Consider the following 18,740-nt stretch of genomic DNA (forward strand, 5'->3'; position numbering starts at 1 on the left):
TATTATGCTCTTTCTATTTTACTCTTCGTAAAGCGGTCTAGTAAACTTAATAAGTTCAATGTTTCTTGAAAGTGAAAGGGTTATCAGATTGAATATAGTCTTCAGAAGGCATCATTTACACTGGCAGTGTAGTTGCTTTTTGACCACATACTTAAATGTGACCACCAAAATGACCACAAATTTTTCAAAACGTCTTGAAAAAACATAAAAAAATAGTAAAAGTGATGTTTGTGCAAACTTAGAATTGTTTAGAAAGCGAAAGGAAATGAATGTTCACGGAATGCTGTTTTTAAACGGGTCATGTAAATATCTAATCGCTCACAGCCCTTGCTACATCAACGGCTGTGAGCGATTTTCATTTTATTGGCCACATTTTGACCACTTTTAGACGGATTGTTTCAACACCCATTAAAAAGTTTAGTGTCCAGAACATCAGGAAGCGGCGCGTATATCGTCCGGTTATTCTCAAGATAGGGAAAAAGGGCTTCATCTCAAAGAGAAGCCATTTTTTAAGTGGAAACCCATAAGGCAGCCATTAGACAAATTTCGCAGTTGTTTTCATTTTTCGAGAAAATTATAATGAAAGGCTATGCCACTTTCTACACCATAGGTTTTTAGCATATGTTCTTTAATCTTTAAACCTCTGCAGTTTTTACATGTATCTTTTTTGATAGATGACTTTGATTGATGTTTAATGTGATCTCTGTATGATCTTTCGAATATGCACTGGCAATAGTCGCAACGTATTTTAATTTTTAAGTGACTATTTATAGGCAGGTCTTCGACTTTAACCGATAATTCTTGCATACCTTTATTGATCTCATAGCCTATGCTTTTATAATGTTCTATATTTCTGTACATTGCCTTCACTTTAATTTCTTGATCAATTATCAATTCTCCACCTCTTTATCAAGAGGGAGGTGGGAGCAACCCCCACCATGACCTTCCCAAAAATAATATATAATTAGTTCAATATGTAATTGTACTGAGAATAATCCGGCCTTTACCAGACTCATAAATAGAAAGGTTAGCTCCAGCTTTAGCACCTGTCATTAGACCGTCACTATGCTCATCTAACTGGAAAAGGAATTTCACAATAAAATCTTATTGGATAAGCACCCCTACCTCTTTATCTATTTGTATAAAGGCACAAAGAACAAGTACAAAAAACATGTCAAAACCTACGATATCACTTGCAAGCAGAAGTTTGGAATTAGCCTTGAGGCTAAGGAAAGTAAAACGAAAAACAAAGGAGCAACATGAATTCCTTAAGCTATTTGAAAGGTTTAACCCTGTGATTGAGAGCGACTGTGTAATGAATAGGCTATGCAAGTACATTGAATCTGTTGATTTTGGTATAAGAAGCATTGTAAACAAATATTCCCCTAGCACTTCCATTTCCACACCATGATTATTCAATATATTTAGTGGTGATTTAATAATAAGGATAATGATTTTTGTGAAGTTGTTGAAAAGATAGGTGACTGGGTAATGACACAAAAAAGATTATTAAAATAGAAATAAATATAAATTAAAAGGATATTCATAATGAAAAGGATACAGCAGACATCGTATAACAGTCGTGGTGGCGACGTTAAATAGGCATTAAGCCGCCAGCGTTCCCCTTATTGGGGGAGGTTGCAACAGGTTTAACATAGTGTGGGTTAAATGGCATCTTGATAACTGTGAAGTGAAAATAAGGGTAGAGAAGATTAAAAATGATAGTTGCACACAATCAATCGCTGATTTGATTGTGTGCTTAGAGGGTAACTGGAAGCATTGAGCACAAAGAAAATGGTCTAAAATAATAAAAGAGGGGGGAAACCCCCTCAAAAGATCAAAAATTTGCTTGGTACTCCCCTCTATACCATCCATCTATATATTCAATACCTTTCAAATACCAGTTTCTACCGTTTTCGTCCCGTTCAATATTTTTAAAATCATTGATATTGTGATGATAAATGTATTTTGTGTGTAAGGCTTTTACACCTATTTCGTCTTTGACAACGTTATTTGTTTTAACCATAGGTGATGGGGTAGCAGCAAAAGCTGGAGAAGCAGAAACGAGTAATCCAAGAGATAAAACAGAACCAGTCAATACTTTTCTTAATTTCATTTAAACCATCTCCATTTCCTTTGAATTTATTACAATTACATTATATGGTTTTTTAGGAGGGAGAAATAGCGAATGAATTACCATATATATGGATTTTGTGTGTCGCTTAAACGTTAAAGTACAGATATTAAGGAGGTTCAATGATGAATTACAATCTTAATGATGAGACTCTTAAAGAGATTTTTGATTTTTACTTTGAGTCTCATGCTCAGAAAGTGGAAGAAGTTCAGTTTCTTGAAAACCGTGTTCTTGTAAGAACTAAATCAAAAGTCAATAAGCGTATTGATATTCCTGAATTCATACATAAAAGACCGCACAGATCAAAATATACGATTATCTAAAAGGCAATTAAAAATATAAATAACGAGGACAAGGAGAATAAAATGAATCCAAGGCAAGCATTTAGAATCTTTATGAGACTTCAATTAGAAAACGGTGTTGGTGAAGAAATGGCTCTATTTGATGCGGAAATAGATAAAATTATTCTCGGTATTGAAGATGATCAATTAGACGATATCCTGAAGGAGCACATTGAGGATTTCGGCGAGAATTAAGGGATTGAACTGTAATAAGAAAAGGGATGGAGATGGAAGATGAGTGGTGTTAGAACAAAACTTTCATACAAACAGTTATACACATTGAAGCACGCTTTATTGGAGTATATGCAACGTGAAGGTATAACAGATGATGACATTAAAAGCGAATAAGATCTGTTGCTGAAAATTAACTGTAAAATTGAAGAAATGAAGGAGCGTTACAATATTTAGATCTTGGTAATACACTGAAAACGTGGGCGTCAACAATGAAGTGAAGGCACTGTTAGCTGTTAAATGATGAAGCGAAATAAGGAAAGGGTGATTAGAATGGATTTAGTTGTTTTTAAAAGAGATGTTTTTTTGAGAATGAACACAGTAATCCCATTTTTAAACAGGGTAAAGAATATAAAATATTAAGCGAGGATATATATGTCAATTCTAAGCCGAAAACAAACGAATGTTCACAAGTTCCAAAAGAAGAAGAGGGATTTATTTTTGAATACAAGTAATGCAGCCTCGCCAAAACAGCGAAAAGACATGGAGAAAAGAGCATTAAAATTAAGTGTCATATGCGTAAACGTTTAGGGGATAAAGACAAAATCAAAATAGAAGTATCAGGGTTTATTAATTCGCATTTACACAAATCAGCGGCCGGAGCCGGGAAGGAGAATGAGGGATATGGAAAAGGGTTATCGATGTCCGCCCTAAAGATACGATTAGATTTTTTAGAGAAAATACATTCTAATAAAAGAAAAAATAAAGTTAATCCTAATGATAATTTAAAGTTGTCGTTATCGATACTCCCAATAGAACACAAGATGCTACTATATAAATACAAACCTAAACACAGATTGCAAATAAGATTATCCCCATTATGACTACAGTAGGAATTAGTGATAAAACCAAAGCTCCTATCACTATAGATAATAAAAATTTTTCATTTGTGTTTTTTTCTTCAGCTTCTTTCTTTTCTCCCCTTTACATAATAAAAGACGATAAAAAACAAAAGATAAATTGATAGCGTCATTACAAGTAGTTTCATGGTGTAGCACTCCTTACTTAATTAAAATAAAAGAGTGAAGGTTATAAGCCTCACTCTTTTGTTTTAATGTATAGTTATAAACAACCTTTGCAATTAACTGTGCATCAGCTAATGGAATTCCAGCTTTCACTAATGCCACAGTAACGGCTGTTTCTCCGAAATTTGTAAGTAGTGGTCTGCTCCTTTTATTTTTGATTTAGGAATGTTAAAAATTCCGGATCACTAATCTTAAAAACCATACTTGATTTTAAGTGTGTCATAAATTCGAATATTCTCCAAAATTGTTTACATTTACAAGTATTTTGTTGTAATGTGGGTATTGGTTGCAGCCTAAATATAGAAAAAAAGGAGAATTTAATTGAAAAAATCTTTTGGAATTCTATTTTCATCAGTGCTTTTGTTTAGTATGATGCCTTTCAGTGCTTTAGCTAGTACAGAGTCGTTTGAAGGTAAAACGATATCTAGTGATGAAATGATAAGTGTATCTGGGAAGGAAGTAGAAAATACTAGAGTCTTAGTTAGGGCTATCAATGAATTAGATGCAAAGCTGGATATGGAAAATCTGCCGGCTAATTCTCAAAAAGAAATAAACCAACTGACCCCAGAAGCTAAGAAGTTGTACGACTCTATTGCGAGTTATAAAAATCAAACATCTGCTTCTTTGACAAGTGACGATGCGCTTGTAATATTCAGTGAATATGTTGGTGAGTTAAATAAAAATAAGTTAAGTAACCCGAAGAAACAAACTTTCACTACAATGGGTTTGGGTATAAATTATAAAGAATATAAAATTAGTAACTCGAAAATAAAGCAATTGAGTAATGCAGTTGGTTATAATAGCGGATTTTGGGCCACAGCTACGGCTATAGCTAAAATTTTCGCTAAAAGTCCGACTGCCCTTACACTAATGTTAGCAGCTGTCCCAATGTTAGGCATGAGTGTTATAAATTCTTGTAATTCTAAGGGAAAAGGTATCATTATTACAAAAATGGGCTCAGGAGCAACAAATACATATAGTTGTAGATCTCAATAAAAAGAATGAAGTGTGAGCTTTATGCTCACACTTTTTTTATTTTTTGCTTTTCTTTGTTTTTCTGATACATTTCGCTACAAATTCACTGACAAAAAAAACTATTAATCCTGTTATTAACAACAAAAATGAATTTATTTTTATACTCTTATTAAATAAATCAAGAATGCTATTGATTAATAAAAATCCTGACCAATAAATGAATGAGCAGTAAAAAGCTATATTAACACTTGTTTTATCTATATTTTCATTTGATTTAAAAAACAATAAACTATCCTCCCTTTTTATCTTTTCAAGAGCATCAGGGAAACGTACATCTCTTTATTAGGTCATTTTACTATAAGTTTGTTTGGAAAGGATATTTACTTCCAAAATTGCCACCATTTTTTCTCGCGAGCGTCAGCTAGCATTTTTTGAGTTTCCTGGGATTCGCGAAGGGATTTCATCAGCATTTCGTCTCTTTTCTTCTGCCGTTTCTCAAAAAGCTCAATGCGTTCCAGCATCATTTTATTGAACTCTTCCTGTCGTTTGACAAATTGTAATAAGGCGTCCCTTTTGATATTATACGAGACATATCTTATTTCAAAAAGAACCTAAAGTCTCATTATGACGAAGACGATAAAGCAGCTTTTGACGAAGCAGCAGTTAAAGCAGCATTGACTGAGAGAGAGCTTAAACTAGAGGAAATGAAGAATGACACTAAGAAAAGCAATAAAAATGAGAAGAAAACTGGATTCGGAGGGAAAGTAGTCACAGGCTCTTCTCAATCGATCTCTAAAGATGATGTGCCATTTTAATAATTAATGGCTATCAAGAAAGCAATATAAAAATAATTAAAAGGAGAATATTGATGTCGATAGCCATTTTTAACCCTCAGATTTCTGTAGTAACAAAAGGACTTGAAGGAAAAGTTATTACGATATACGGATCTACAACTTAGGGAAAACAAAGCAAAGTACCAGAATGAAAAAGCCACTTTATCTTCCGTTTGAAAAAGGATTGAACGCAATTGCTGGAGTCCCTTTCATGCCGATTAATAGCTGGGGAGATTTCAAAAAAGTGAACAAACAGCTTACAAAAAATCCCGAAAAGGCTAAAGAAGCTTATCAAACCATAATTGTTGATGAAGTTGATGCTTTCTCAAAATATGCTACGAAATATGTATGTGACCAATATGATGTTGATCGAATTAAGGATGGAAACGATGGAAAGCTAAGCGAAGAAGGTAGACTTGAGGAAGTAAATGAGGTAACCGAAAAGCATCTCGGTCAAGGGGCGAGGGAGTTTATCTCCCTCATTATTTTAAAGAGGTGGGTATATAAATGATTTGAAGGGGGAATTTGGATGCATTACATAACGGCATGCTTAAAAATTATCAGTGATAAAGACCTCAATGAAATAATGAAGGAATTCAAAATACTTGAGGAAGAAACGAACAAAGAAGAAGGATGCATTAAATTCCATGCGTATCCTCTTGAACCATCAGAACGCAAAATCATGCTCTGGGAGATTTGGGAAAACGAAGAAGCTCTTGAGGTCCATTTCACAAAAAAACACACAAAAGACGTTCAAAAACAAGAATTAACGGAAGTAGAATGGTTAATGAAAAGCAATGTGAAGGATTAAAAGGCTCCTTGAGATTTATATGAAGATGGCCTTAAAAGGAGAAATACTATCAAATAAAACGGCGGGTCAATTTACAATCTCACGACAGCTCTCGGATAATCCCGAGGGCTGTTAAGAACAAAAAAGCAGACCCTTTAGGAGTCCGCTTCACCAATTAATCTGAAACACTGATTTAATTTTTAGCCGGTGATTGCTTTTTCGGCAACATGAAACTCTTGCTCTTCCCCAAAGTTACTCGCTTTTTCGAAAGTGCCAAAAGCAAAAGTGAGTGTAAGGATGCTTAATACGCCGATGATACTTAATTTTTTCATGCTAACGCCTCCGTTACTTTCAAAATTTGATTTTTTGCTTTTAATGCTCTTTTTAAATATTCAACAGCCTTGGATAAATTTCCTTGTTTTAAATAATATTCTGCAATTTGTTCTTCAAGTTCTGAAATATCTGGCCATAAATTTTTTTGTTCGAGGTATTGTAATGATTCGTTCACTGCAGCATCATTATGATGGTCATATAAAGAGTGAATTAATCTTAATTTTGCTTGGTATTCATCTTCGCCTGTTGAATCTACATGTTCAAGGCCTTTCTCATACCAGCTTCTGGCTTCTTTTGTTCTGTCATTTCTATACAACAGGCTTGCCATCATATAAAGGGTCCGGGCTCCATTTATTGACTCAATATGTTCTGTGATCTCGATCGCTTTTTTAAAATATTCTTCAGCTAACCCGGAAATGTTTTTCTTGTCATAAATTAATCCAAGGTTATGATATAATATGCCAACCAATCTATAGTATTTTGCGCTTTTTGCTTCATTCAACGCTTTTTGGTAATGCTCTTCTGCTGCACTAAACCTGTACATGTCATATAAATTAGCGCCAAGGGTCATCTCACATTGAACAGATCTAAGTTTATAATCCGGGTATTCTTTGAAAATGCTTCTTGCTTTTTGGGTGTGGCTTATTGAAATAAGGTGTTGATCTATCTGGTAGTAAGCTTCAGCAATCTTATAATGAAATTCTGCATGCTCAATCTGGTCGGGTATATTGCGGAGTTTGGCTTCGGCAAGCTGATAGAAGTTGATGGCTTCAACGTAATCTTTTTTATAGAATTCATAAACTCCTGAAAAAAACAAAGAATAATAGACAATCATATTATCTGTATTTTCCGCTCCGATCGTTTTTATACTTTGATAAAGCTTATTGGACTCCTCAATTTCTTCAGTCATCAACTTATATCTAAAGTCTAACAAATTAAAGTAAAGCAGCAGGTTTTGATCTTCACTCAGGTGCTTGATGAGACTTTGCTATGGCTTCTGTGATTTGATGGCGTTTAATCATCCCGTACCATTGATTAAGCATCTTTGCAACTTTTTCAGATGCGAGTTTAACTTCCAATGACCTTTACATCCTTTCTTTTGTCTATTTAAAATTTTTAAAAAATGAGTATGTAGCCTTTTCTTTTTCTTCATATGGTTTATTTTACAGAATGGGTCACTTTGACAATCTTTTTCCTTTTTTATAAGTTTTTCGGAAGGGGAATTTTGATTTAGGCTTATCAGCGTGAATAAAATGATTCATTTTCACAGAGAGACAGAATTTATTCATCAATTCTTTTCCGTATAGGGGAAAACTTTCTATTGACTAAGACTATAAAGCGGCCAAGGAACATCAAAGCGCCTGAAATCAGTTTGTCAACCTGAAAAAGCGAGGACAACATCAAAACGTATTAGGAATGGCTTGATTTTAATTGGAAAAGGACATGTTTAGTGCTTTGATTGATGAAGATCACGACTTCCAGGAAGAACATTACGACGCAAAATGTTTAGATGAGGAAAATTGGTTTATAAGCGATAAGGACAGAACTAAAAAAAGATATTATTGCTTATCTACAGCTATAGCCCCGCTCGATTTCGCATCGATCGGATGGGGGCTTTCGGATCCTTTGCAGATGCCTCACGTAAGGGGGAGGAGAATGATGTCTAATAAAGTTAAAATATCTTATGGAAAACATCACTCGCAATACGGTGTATTACGGGTGCCTGAAAGGAAAAAGCCTTGCCCAGTAGTTGTTTTGATTCATGGGGGTTTTTGGCAGTCGAAATATGACTTAGAAGAAAATAATCTTATTGCTGAGGATTTAACTAGTAGGGGATATGCCACTTGGAACATTGAGTACCGTAGAGTAGGGGAAGAAGGAGGAGGTTGGAAAGGGACATTTAACGATGTAATTGATGCTATAAATCATCTGTCACAGGTAAAGGAATCTTATCATTTAGACCTGTCAAATGTAATTGTTATGGGTCATTCGGCAGGAGCTCATTTAGCACTTTGGCTAGCCTCTCGAACTGAAACAAAATCAGATCAAATGTTTAATAAGCTGTTAGTGTCTATCAAGAAAGTAATAAGTTTGGCTGGAGTAACAGACTTAAAAAAAATGTGGGAATTTCACGAAGAAAAAGGAATGAAAAGTCATGTATCCGCACTAATGGGTGGGTCACCACAAGAGGTAGCTGAACGCTATAAAGTTGTTTCTCCAATTGAGTTGTTGCCGATAAAAACCGATCATGTTTTAATTCATGGAGTGAAGGATCGTCATGTTCCAATAAAGTTAAGCAAGGACTACTATTTCAAGGCAACCGAACAAGGCAGTAATGTTAGATTAATTGTGCTTCCATATGTGGAACATTTTAAAATTATTGATCCTACCTCAACAGCTTGGGATTCAGTAATTGATATAATATGTTCATCGCGGGCGCTGGGATAATTGCGGCTACCTGATGCTTCAAGCTAGGTTAATGAGAATTCTACTGATGTGAAATAAAAAAATAGTTGAAGACTGAAAGCCCATTGCTATTTTTCTTCATTTTTTCAATAGCTTCAGCACTCGATACTCGATTGAAGCCGACAAAATGATGGACTTTTTCTATTCCTTTGTCGGCCCTTTTCCCCTAATGATGCATGGTTTGAATGTGATTCTGATTCTACTTTAATGAAGCAAATTCTAACAATTAAGGCTCTATAGGTCGAACCATTCCCTGTAGCGCGGCGACAACCTGATCGACATGTCTTTTAGCCTCTTCATCAGTAGTACATTCAGCAAGAACGGTTTCCTCGTAACTTCTGCCCTCAAGGTGTTTATGATAAATCCAGATTTCACATAGCTCTTGGTAGGCTGTACCGGGTCTTTGGCCTGTAACTCCTAGATTATTAAATTGATCCACTCCAATTCTGACTAATACATACCCCATCCTGCCCAATAAACGAACAATATTTCTGCGAAGGTGGTCAAGATCTCTAAATGCTCGCATATTCCGAACATAGGTACTGGATTCAATTCCAAATGGCCGATGAAAAGATGGGAATGAAAACGGGTTTACAGGATATTGATCATAAAACAAGCCCTATCACTCCTTTTTATCTTACGATTTATAATAAAGAATTATATTCGACTATTTTTGGACTGGAAGTTTGTCTATACATAATTGTATATATGCCTAGAAATCGGTGATGCAATCTTCAACGTTCAAAAAAGGCCATTATATAAAGTTTATGATTAGGTAGAAGTATATGAATTCCCAGCCTGTTGCTCTCAAAAAATAAAGGACATTGAGATTTATATGGAGATGGGGTTGAAAAAGGACAAATACTATCTGGTCAAACGGCGAGCCATTTACAAATTTTCGACAGCTCTTGGGATTATATAGCGCTCCCTTTTAAAAAGCCGCAATAGCATCTAACTTTAATCACCTAAAATCACCCCCATTAAATCAATAGTTCTTAATCCTTTCTCAAATTGCTGTTGCGGGGGGAACCGAAAATTTAATTGCGGTGGCCCGAACGTCTTTTTCGAATGATGAAATATTGTTAAAATTTACATCATTAGTATAGTTAAGGGAAGGGTGAAAAGGTTGGTTAGAATCTCATCTGCAGAAGTGGGGATGAAAATTACTGAGTGGTACCAGCATATTCAAAAATTCAATGTGACAGACGCAGAAATGCTTAAAGCTGAAGTTGAAAGGGATATAGAGCTTATGGAAGAAGATCAGGATTTACTAATCTATTATCAGTTGATGGCTTTCCGCCACAGTATAATGATTGAATATATAGCACCTTCGGGTAAAAAACAGATGGAATTATCAGAATATTTAAAGAGGATTGAAGGGAATAAACGAAAATTAGATCATATGCTTACGTATTATTATCATTTTTTTCGAGGGATGTACGAATTTAGGAATGGAGAATATACGAAGGCAATTACTTATTATAAAAGAGCGGAACGTCAATTTCCTGCTATATCAGATTCGATTGAAAAAGCGGAATTTTACTTTAAAATGGCTGAAGTCTATTACCACATGAAAATGACCCACGTTTCGATGTACTTTGCAGAGCGTGCATATAACATTTACAAAAAATATGAACTCTATTCTGTTCGCCTTATTCAGTGTCATTTTGTCATTGCTGGGAATTATGATGATTTAGAGAATCATGAAAAGGCTCTTCCACACCTAAATCAAGCACTTAGAGGCGCAGAACTATTAAAAAAGAAAAATCCACAGATATACGCTTCTGCTTTTTACAACCTTGGCAACTGCTATCACAAAATGGACAACTTAAACAAGGCTGCAAGATATATTGAACAAGCTCTCATTCAATATAAAAAATTAAAATCAAAAAATTTGCCGCAAGCATATCACGACTTGGCACTAATCAATTTCAAACAAAATAAGCATGATAAAGCCAAGGATTATTACCGAAAAGGGCTTAGAAGTGCTGTGGAGCTTAAAGATCATCTGTTTATAAGCCTTTTTGAAGCTCTCGAGTCACTTTATATAAGACGGGGTGAAACTACATCACTTTTTAAAATTTTCAACCGACTGGAAACAAGCAAAGGATTTCCGTATTTGGAAGAGCTGGCATTGTTAGCCGGCACCTATCTAGATTATAATGGAAAAACAGAGGATAGTCTCATCTGTCTTAAAAAGATGGTCTATGCTCAAAAGCAAATATTGAAGGGGGAATGTTTGTATGAAGTCTAAAATGAAGATCGGTTTAGGAATTATGATAATTGGACTTGGCTTTCTCAGTCATTTTTCGAACAACGATGATATCAACACAGCTTCAAGAAACATCACAAGCGCACCCAATCATTATTTTGTTATTTAATCTAAAAATGAGTTTTTGGAATATCCTTTTAGCCGTTTAATTAGCGGCTTTTTTTATGTATTTCAATCCCTTAACAAATAGGTTCAATGACCTAATCTAAAAGATTCATTTTCATGGATTGACAGGTTTTATTCACCAATTCTTTTCTATAAAGTGGTAAAATATCTCGAGATATGTCACTTTAGTATTAGAGGAGAATGCTATGAAGACTCTGGATGTTCAAGCGTTGCACAAAGCCATTGATCAAACGCTGGAACAATTAAAACATCAATCAGACGAAATTGCCAAAGTTAAAAAAAGTGTTGAGGGCATTACATCACTTGATGATGCTTTAAAGGGGAAAGGGGGAGACGCGATACGTAACTTTTATGAAGAATGCCATACTCCATTCCTTCAGTTTTACGAAACTCTTATTAGGGAATATCAGTCTGCATTGAAAAAAATCAAAAATGCGCTGAATTCCTTTGAACCGAATCATAACGGATTTATATCGCAAACCTTTCTCGAACACGAGCTCGAACAAGGGGTGAATTCAGCCGACCGCACAACGAAGCGTTTGGTATCTAAAACAAACGCCACGGTCGCAAAAGTCAGCCACATTGTCGATTTGCCTGATTTGAATGACAGCGGCTTTCACGAACAGAATCAGAAAGCCTTAAAGGAAATCAATCAGACAATTGAAAAGCTGCACACTTTTGACCGCGAACAGACAAGTGCTCTTAAAACCGCTGAAAACGACCTGGAAACGATGCAGAGATACATAACCAGGCTTGAAAAAATGTACACAGGGCCTAAAATTGAAATTACCGGCTATCAAAAAGGTTCGATTTTAAAGCCAGATGAGATGGATACTTTGCGTGGTGGACAAGACACAGCAATGGGTGTCATGTTGGATAAGCTGGATAAGAGATCAAAGCTTGAAAAAGAGGCCAGCAAAATAGAACCTATGAGTCATACTGATACGTTGAAGAATAAACTTGAAAAGTTGTATGATGATCCGGATGAGTTTCTCAAAGTTGCTAGAGAGATTGGATATGATAATCTTACATCTGAACAGATGAATTATGTTACTGCCATTGAAGAAGCTTATGAGTTCAGAGCAGATCCAATTAAAGGAACTCTGGAAGATGGAAAACATGTCTTAGAAAGTATGAAAGGCTTTGTGGTTGGAGGATATGAATTTGCAAAAGATACGATCCAAGGAACGATTGAAACAGGTAAAGTTCTTATTGGACACGCAGACAACTTTGTTAAAAACCCAAAAGCAACTGTAAATTCAGTACTTGAGTATGATTACAAAGCCACTTTTGAAAGTATGTTGCAATCAATTGCAGATTCTTGGGATGAAAAGATGGTACATGGGGATTCATATTCTCGCGGACACTATATTGCTTATGCGATTGGTACGATATGGGGGTTGGCAGAGGCCGGGCCTACTGTCGTATCAGGCTCAAAAAGTCTCGGCAAAGCTGGCAAGGCTGCAGCCCAAACAGCAAAGAAAAGTGTTAACTCTTTTAAACAACATTTCAGCCCGCCTAAAAATCGCTATACTCCTGCATTAGAAGGGATGCTCCAAAGAGCGGGAGAGGCCCCTAATGTGAAAAATACGCCTTTGCTGAGAGAGCTGCTTGAGGATAAGAAGAAGAGTGTTTTATTTAAATCCTCTAAATCTATTGGGAAACCTTCTAAAAGTGGAAAAGAAATAGCCCTTCCAAAGGTAAAAACTTACGAGCAAGCTAGAAATAAAGCCATGGAGATTATTGGAGATCTAGGGCCGGACTCAAAACCACTTGTAGGGAGGTTAGAAGTAAGCGCAGGTTATGGTAAAATTATCGGCAGAAGATCTAGTGACAAAAAAGTAAGGTGGCGTTTGGATTACGATCCCGAAAAGGGACCTCATATAAATATTGAAGATTTCCGAAAGGGAAAAAAAGAAGCAAAAAAATATTATATTCCTTTTGATGGTGACGAGAAGACATTCAAAGCGCTATTGAAGCATCTTAACAGATAGAGGTGGATATTTTGGATTTATTTGATGAGTGTTTAGAAGCTTTAGGAGAGCAAAAAGAAATTTTATCTGAAGAGCTCACTGGGGAATACTTTAATTCTCTAAGTAAGCAGTTTCCTATAACAAGTTGGGCAAGAATTGATTGGGAAAAGGTAAAAAACAAAAAGAGAATAGAATATTCTGATGAATTATTCAAATGGTTAGAAGATAACGGTATAACTGACACTTCTGTCATTATTCTGTGGAATCCTTCTGATGATCCGGCAGTTAAGACTACTTTAGAAAACGCCTTAACTGTTATTGATGACGTGACTGCGGTTGGTTCAGATACGTTTATGTATAGTGAACTTGGCTATGTCATTGAGTTTTACCATGATGGAGAAGTGACAGTAGGAATGGCAAACTGAAGTTAAACCCTAATTATGGGCTTCTAGAGTTAGGTCTATTGACCTTTTTTATATTGGTATTTTCTCTCATGTCTTATTAAGCACTTAATCCTTTGATTGAGTGCTTGTTTTATATCCGCCAAAATGGAGGGCCTTTTCCCAAAAGAGCGGCTGTAAACTACTATGCAGCCCGATAGTCAGGGGACACAGGGAAGTCCTTATAAAAAAAGAAAAGCAGGCAAATAACCTGCTTAAAACCTCATTTTGCCCTTGAAAAAGACTCGCAAAATCAAATCTCGGGTCTTTCTATTAAGCAAAGAGAGGGCCAACAAAGCGAGAAATGTTACTTTGCGATGCAATTTTTAAATTGCCGCTCCAGTTCCTCTTTGTCCAAGTCCTTTCCAATGAAAACAAGTTCGCTTTGTTTTGTCTCGTTTTCGTTCCACTTCCGGTCCGGACGTCCTGAAAACAGCATATGAAGCCCTTGGAATACGATTCGATATTCTTCCCCTTTAATAGAAAGGATCCCTTTATAACGCAATAAATCTTCGCCTTTTTCCCGTACGAGATAACTCATCCAATGATCTACCTTTGCCAAGTCAAGAGGCTTCTCTTCCCGAAAAGCAATAGAAGACACTTTATCATCATGGTGGTGGTGATGATGATCCTCCAGAAAATGAGGATCGATTTCAATTTTTCGATTGACGTCAAATGTATTGATCCCCAGTATATCTTTTAAATTGATGTTGCAATCTCTGGCATGCAGCCTCTTAGCCGTAGGATTAATGTTGACAAGTCTTTGCTCCAAGGATTCCAAATCGTCATTTGATACTAAATCTGTTTTATTGAGGATGATGACGTCAGCAAAAGCAATTTGTTCTTGAGCTTCATCCTGATCATCCAGATGTCTGGCGATATGCTTGCTGTCTACTACCGTGACGATGCTGTCAACTTCAAATATGTCGGATAGCAGTTCATCCATAAAAAAGGTCTGGGCAACGGGGGCAGGGTCAGCCAGTCCTGTTGTTTCGATTAAAACTCGATCAAATGCAACTTTCCCTTGATCCATTGAGAATACAAGAGTTCTCAGAATGCGAATCAAATCTCCGCGGACCGTGCAACAGATACAGCCGTTGTTCATTTCCAAAATTTCTTCTTCAGAATCAACGACGAGCTGATTGTCTATCCCGACTTCTCCGTACTCATTGACAATAACCGCAATCTTTTGATTGTGTTTTTCTGTAAGTATTCGATTTAAAAGTGTGGTTTTCCCGGCGCCTAAATATCCAGTGAGAATAGTGACAGGAATTTTCTTTTTAGTTAAAGGCATGATCATTCGACCTCATTTACAATTTTTTTGATACTTTGATTACTTTTTCTTTGTCTTTTGGAATCCCGGCGATGACGCCAGATGAACGTTCGAAACGTTGGCCATCATACAAATGGCTTGCTTTTTCTTGATAATCTTCATTGGTACAAAGCGAGTCAATCAGGAGGGGGACATCCTCCGTTTTTAAATCTTTATACCATGTTCCTTTCGGATAGTGGATGACCACGCACTTATCTTGGCATCTTCCATTACACCGCGTGCGCGTTGTATGAATGACATCGTCAAGCTCCCGGTCTGAAATTTCTTGCCGAATCACTTGAGTCAGTTCCTCAGCTCCGACCCGATTGCAGCTGCTGCCGTTGCAGATAAAGATATGATGTTTCATATTACTTAAATCCCATGTCGCCATATGTATCTTTCCTCTGAGTAAAACAGAATTATTACGATTTGCAAACGGTAAAATGATAAAGAACTAAGTAAGCCCCGGTCGATAACTGTCCCGAAAGGTGATACCGATAACCGGGGAGACGGTGGGGTAAGCTCCGCATTTCATCGTCACCTTGAGCTTTTCACTCCTTTCGCAAGCTCTCTATATTTCAGCCTTCTCTTGCCGCCTTTGGTTGTTTATTTATATGGTCTCTCTTTCAATACGGCAAACAAAACGTAATTATTACGATTTAAAAATCATTTTATCTCTTTTTCAAGTCAAACGCAAATAGAAGAGGTTAAACGGTGCCAATGAGATCTGAGCAGCTTCTTTTTCAGCCAGAGCCTATCTGGCTCAGGGGAGGGTTTGCATTATATTATTGTACTGAATATAAAAGAACTTTACCCCTTTTCCTAAGCTGGAAAAATTGATAAAATTTTTAGCGGAGAATGAAAAAACACGATTCGGTTGGTAGTCCGGATGCATGATTGATCATGCCAGTAACCTTCCCCTCCTCGGGATGTCCGTCATTCTCTGAAGTACATGTTGATGGAGGAGGGAATCGTTATGAAATTAACGGTTTACTATGATGGTCAGTTTTGGATAGGAGTCATTGAAGTTGTGATTGAAGGTAAGCTGAGAGCCGTCCGGCATTTGTTTGGCAAAGAGCCGAAGGATTCGGAAGTTTTGCATTTTGTTCATCATCAACTTTTACAGGCACTGTCACAAGCAGATCAGGAAGGAGTTAGGCTGGACGCCCGCCGCCCGTGCAAAATAAATCCGAAAAGGCTGCAGCGGCAAGTGTCTAAAGAATTGAAAAATGCTGGTGTGTCTCATAAGGCGCAAGAAGCGATAAAACAAGAGCTGGAAGCAAGAAAACGAAAGAAACAGCGGCTGACAAAAGAGCAGCGGGAAAAGGAAAAAGAACAAAAGTATTTACTCAGAAAGCAAAAAGCGAAACAAAAGCATAGTGGAAAATAGAATTTCTTTGGAGCAAAGTGAAGCTCAATAGAGGGGCGTTTTCCTGTATTGTATTAAAAAAAGGCTCTTTTTAAAAAGAGCCTTTCATAATGGAGTCAATAACGATAAGCAAGAGGGGAGAACATGTAAAATAAGGAGAAGGTCATAGGTTATTGCTTTTTAAAACAGAACCATTTTAGAACTTAATAGCCTCCATAACCACCGCCGAACCAGCTGGCACCAATGATGATTAAGAGAATGAACAGGACAACAATTAAAGCAAAACCGCTTCCGTATCCGTAACCTCCGCTCATATGTTTCACCTCCCTAAAGATACATAGTTTATCCTATGTATCTTTATCAATTCGGTATAGGATATTGATTTACATTTTTAAAAATAGTTGACCCATTTGCAACTGCGCCCTCATGCGGAGTCTTCGTGCAGAGAGGATGAAAATGGTGATTGGCGTCCTTTAAACGGAATATAATGCAATAAATCCACCGAAAAGGGCGCTGAGTAAATTGAATTTTCAATTAACTGAGGGAGACATGCTTTATATCATTAGAAACGGCCTTCAAACAACACAGTATCCCAAGCAAGTAATGATCGTTGGTGCCGGGTTGTCCGGGCTTGTCGCAGCGTCTTTATTAAAGAGTGCCGGGCACAGAGTGACGATCGTGGAAGCGAATGACAGAGCGGGAGGACGTGTTTTTACTTCCCGTGCGCCCTTTAGCGAAGGGTTGTATTTCAATGCCGGTCCGATGCGCATCCCCGATATTCATACTTTAACGATAGAATACATTAAGAAATTTAATCTGCCTGTCAATGAGTTTATCAACAGAACCCCCATGGATATTCTTTACGTCAACGGCGTGAAAACTCGTCTTCATGAGTTTGAAAGATATCCGGGTGTTTTAAGATTCCCGGCTGCTCCCCATGAGCAGGGGAAAACGGCTGAACAGCTGATGCTTTCTGCATTGCAGCCTATCCTCAATTTTATCAGCCAAGATCCGGCGAGAAATTGGCGTATTGTTGAAAAACAATACAGAAACGAATCGTTGGGCTCTTTTCTCAACACTCATTTTTCACACGGCTCCATTGATATGATTGGTGTGCTTTTGGACATGGAAGCGTACATGGGATTGTCACTTGTCGAAGTATTAAGGGAATCGATCTTTTTTACATCGCCGTCTCGTTTCTATGAGATTACAGGTGGCATGGACTTGCTGACGCAAGCTTTTCTTCCGCAATTAAAGGGCGATATTTTATTTGGTCATAAATTGATGAAAATATCTCAAACTGAAAACAATGTGACAGCCCATTGTATCCACCAACAGTCGGCAGAACATTCAGCTCTGACAAGTGATTTCACAATCGTAACAATTCCTTTTTCAACTTTGCGATTTGTGACCTTTGAGCCGTTTGATTCGTTTTCCTACCATAAGCGGAGAGCGATTCGGGAGCTTAACTATATTGCCGCGACAAAAATAGGAATCGAATTTAAGAGCAGGTTTTGGGAAAGAGTCGGGCAGCGCGGCGGGAGATCCATTACCGATTTGCCGATTCGCTTTTCATATTACCCAAGCAGCGGCATAGGGGCACACGGTCATGCTGTTATTTTAGCGAGCTATACGTGGGCTGATGAAGCGCTGATATGGGACAGTCAGCCGGAAGAAGAGCGGATCCGCTATACGCTGAAAAATTTAGCGAGAATATATGGAGATATCGTGTATTCCGAGTTTGTATCAGGCGCTTCTTTCAGCTGGACGCAAAATCCTTTTTCAGCGGGAGCATTTACAGCTTTCGAACCTGGTCAGGAATTGGAGCTGTATCCTTATATTCCTATGCCTGAGGGAAGGGTGTATTTTGCCGGGGAGCACGCTTCCCTCACTCACGGGTGGATGCAGGGAGCGATTGAATCGGGAATACGGGCGGCATATGAAGTGAATCAGTCCTCCCGCGTGTAACCATGAACTTTGCAAGTATTGAAGGAATGGGAAAGAGTCGCTTTTAAAAGGCGGCTCGTTCGTTTTTATTTAAGGCAAACAGACGGATCATGCAATAAACGCCGATCGGCTGCTTCCTAAACAGTAAGAAATGTGTTCCCGGTTCTTAAAAA

Annotated in this window: 19 protein-coding genes and 5 pseudogenes; 12 read left to right on the forward strand and 12 right to left on the reverse strand. The window is 37.2% G+C overall.

Annotated features, from left to right (window positions below):
• Nucleotides 1-558: 558 nt before the first annotated feature.
• The 3 genes and pseudogenes from M1D59_RS09720 to M1D59_RS09730 all read right to left on the reverse strand — a co-directional run bounded on the left by M1D59_RS09720 (nt 559) and on the right by M1D59_RS09730 (nt 2,116).
• Nucleotides 559-894 carry a hypothetical protein gene (locus M1D59_RS09720; RefSeq protein ID WP_458117998.1) on the reverse strand — a complete coding sequence of 112 codons (336 nt, stop codon included), beginning with the start codon at nt 892-894 and terminating at the stop codon, nt 559-561.
• Between the two features lie 70 nt (nt 895-964).
• A pseudogene (locus M1D59_RS09725) lies at nt 965-1,074 on the reverse strand (hypothetical protein); the annotation flags it as partial.
• A gap of 763 nt (nt 1,075-1,837) precedes the next feature.
• Nucleotides 1,838-2,116: a hypothetical protein gene (locus M1D59_RS09730; RefSeq protein WP_105980947.1), complete on the reverse strand. Its 279-nt coding sequence runs from the start codon at nt 2,114-2,116 to the stop codon at nt 1,838-1,840.
• Nucleotides 2,117-2,259: 143 nt separating this feature from the next.
• Here M1D59_RS09730 and M1D59_RS09735 point away from each other — a divergent pair, with 143 nt between their 5' ends.
• The 3 genes from M1D59_RS09735 to M1D59_RS09745 all read left to right on the forward strand — a co-directional run bounded on the left by M1D59_RS09735 (nt 2,260) and on the right by M1D59_RS09745 (nt 4,727).
• Nucleotides 2,260-2,457, forward strand: a complete 198-nt coding sequence (locus M1D59_RS09735) for a hypothetical protein (protein ID WP_105980948.1) — start codon at nt 2,260-2,262, stop codon at nt 2,455-2,457.
• 42 nt (nt 2,458-2,499) lie between these two features.
• Nucleotides 2,500-2,670, forward strand: a complete 171-nt coding sequence (locus M1D59_RS09740; protein WP_458117999.1) for a hypothetical protein — start codon at nt 2,500-2,502, stop codon at nt 2,668-2,670.
• Nucleotides 2,671-4,052: 1,382 nt separating this feature from the next.
• A complete protein-coding gene (locus M1D59_RS09745; protein WP_105980950.1) occupies nt 4,053-4,727 on the forward strand; it encodes a hypothetical protein in 675 nt (224 codons plus the stop codon).
• Between the two features lie 359 nt (nt 4,728-5,086).
• Here M1D59_RS09745 and M1D59_RS09750 read toward each other — a convergent pair whose 3' ends face one another.
• Nucleotides 5,087-5,230: a DUF3967 domain-containing protein gene (locus tag M1D59_RS09750; protein ID WP_229078756.1), complete on the reverse strand. Its 144-nt coding sequence runs from the start codon at nt 5,228-5,230 to the stop codon at nt 5,087-5,089.
• A 344-nt stretch (nt 5,231-5,574) separates the two neighbouring features.
• Between M1D59_RS09750 and M1D59_RS09755 the strand changes: the two are divergent.
• Both M1D59_RS09755 and M1D59_RS09760 read left to right on the forward strand, forming a co-directional pair.
• Nucleotides 5,575-5,975: pseudogene (locus M1D59_RS09755) on the forward strand (AAA family ATPase); the annotation flags it as partial.
• A gap of 93 nt (nt 5,976-6,068) precedes the next feature.
• A complete protein-coding gene (locus tag M1D59_RS09760) occupies nt 6,069-6,350 on the forward strand; it encodes a putative quinol monooxygenase (RefSeq protein WP_026579713.1) in 282 nt (93 codons plus the stop codon).
• 179 nt (nt 6,351-6,529) lie between these two features.
• Here the strand turns inward: M1D59_RS09760 and M1D59_RS09765 are convergent, their stop codons facing one another.
• The 4 genes and pseudogenes from M1D59_RS09765 to M1D59_RS09780 form a co-directional block, all read right to left on the reverse strand.
• Entirely contained in the window at nt 6,530-6,661 is a 132-nt protein-coding gene (locus M1D59_RS09765; RefSeq protein WP_268509387.1) for a hypothetical protein, read from the reverse strand.
• Nucleotides 6,658-7,572, reverse strand: coding sequence for a tetratricopeptide repeat protein (locus M1D59_RS09770; protein ID WP_458118000.1), 915 nt, complete (start codon nt 7,570-7,572; stop codon nt 6,658-6,660). Before M1D59_RS09770 ends, M1D59_RS09765 begins: the two co-directional genes overlap by 4 nt.
• 3 nt (nt 7,573-7,575) lie before the next feature.
• Nucleotides 7,576-7,641: pseudogene (locus tag M1D59_RS09775) on the reverse strand (response regulator aspartate phosphatase); the annotation flags it as partial.
• Complete coding sequence (locus tag M1D59_RS09780) at nt 7,625-7,741, reverse strand: response regulator aspartate phosphatase (RefSeq protein ID WP_179289492.1); 117 nt, start codon at nt 7,739-7,741, stop codon at nt 7,625-7,627. The pseudogene M1D59_RS09775 and the gene M1D59_RS09780, both read right to left, overlap by 17 nt.
• A 580-nt stretch (nt 7,742-8,321) precedes the next feature.
• On the opposite strand from M1D59_RS09780, the gene M1D59_RS09785 reads away from it, so the two are divergent.
• The gene (locus M1D59_RS09785; RefSeq protein WP_458118001.1) at nt 8,322-9,110 is read left to right on the forward strand and encodes an alpha/beta hydrolase family protein; all 789 of its coding nucleotides are present in this window, start codon (nt 8,322-8,324) and stop codon (nt 9,108-9,110) included.
• Nucleotides 9,111-9,354: 244 nt separating this feature from the next.
• On the opposite strand, the gene M1D59_RS09790 is transcribed toward M1D59_RS09785, so the two are convergent.
• Entirely contained in the window at nt 9,355-9,744 is a 390-nt protein-coding gene (locus tag M1D59_RS09790) for a hypothetical protein (protein WP_020451469.1), read from the reverse strand.
• A 192-nt stretch (nt 9,745-9,936) separates the two neighbouring features.
• Between M1D59_RS09790 and M1D59_RS09795 the strand changes: the two are divergent.
• From M1D59_RS09795 to M1D59_RS09810, 4 genes and pseudogenes are all read left to right on the forward strand, one after another.
• Nucleotides 9,937-10,050, forward strand: a pseudogene (locus tag M1D59_RS09795) (ArpU family transcriptional regulator); the annotation flags it as partial.
• A gap of 204 nt (nt 10,051-10,254) precedes the next feature.
• Complete coding sequence (locus tag M1D59_RS09800) at nt 10,255-11,382, forward strand: response regulator aspartate phosphatase (RefSeq protein ID WP_026579712.1); 1,128 nt, start codon at nt 10,255-10,257, stop codon at nt 11,380-11,382.
• 329 nt (nt 11,383-11,711) lie between these two features.
• Nucleotides 11,712-13,520 (forward strand): T7SS effector LXG polymorphic toxin, encoded by a 1,809-nt coding sequence (locus M1D59_RS09805; RefSeq protein ID WP_020451472.1) that lies wholly within the window; start codon nt 11,712-11,714, stop codon nt 13,518-13,520.
• An 11-nt stretch (nt 13,521-13,531) separates the two neighbouring features.
• Nucleotides 13,532-13,924 (forward strand): CDI toxin immunity protein, encoded by a 393-nt coding sequence (locus tag M1D59_RS09810; RefSeq protein ID WP_020451473.1) that lies wholly within the window; start codon nt 13,532-13,534, stop codon nt 13,922-13,924.
• A 322-nt stretch (nt 13,925-14,246) separates the two neighbouring features.
• On the opposite strand, the gene M1D59_RS09815 is transcribed toward M1D59_RS09810, so the two are convergent.
• On the reverse strand, nt 14,247-15,239 hold the full coding sequence (locus tag M1D59_RS09815; RefSeq protein ID WP_458118002.1) for a CobW family GTP-binding protein: 993 nt from the start codon (nt 15,237-15,239) through the stop codon (nt 14,247-14,249).
• Between the two features lie 10 nt (nt 15,240-15,249).
• Entirely contained in the window at nt 15,250-15,642 is a 393-nt protein-coding gene (locus tag M1D59_RS09820) for a (2Fe-2S) ferredoxin domain-containing protein (protein ID WP_458118003.1), read from the reverse strand.
• A gap of 512 nt (nt 15,643-16,154) precedes the next feature.
• Between M1D59_RS09820 and M1D59_RS09825 the strand changes: the two are divergent.
• Nucleotides 16,155-16,641, forward strand: a pseudogene (locus tag M1D59_RS09825) (YjdF family protein).
• A gap of 182 nt (nt 16,642-16,823) precedes the next feature.
• Here the strand turns inward: M1D59_RS09825 and M1D59_RS09830 are convergent.
• On the reverse strand, nt 16,824-16,934 hold the full coding sequence (locus M1D59_RS09830; RefSeq protein WP_020451477.1) for a YjcZ family sporulation protein: 111 nt from the start codon (nt 16,932-16,934) through the stop codon (nt 16,824-16,826).
• Between the two features lie 235 nt (nt 16,935-17,169).
• On the opposite strand from M1D59_RS09830, the gene M1D59_RS09835 reads away from it, so the two are divergent.
• A complete protein-coding gene (locus M1D59_RS09835) occupies nt 17,170-18,588 on the forward strand; it encodes a flavin monoamine oxidase family protein (protein WP_035399875.1) in 1,419 nt (472 codons plus the stop codon).
• Nucleotides 18,589-18,740 lie beyond the last annotated feature (152 nt).

The organism is Bacillus sp. PK6-026, from assembly GCF_054161455.1.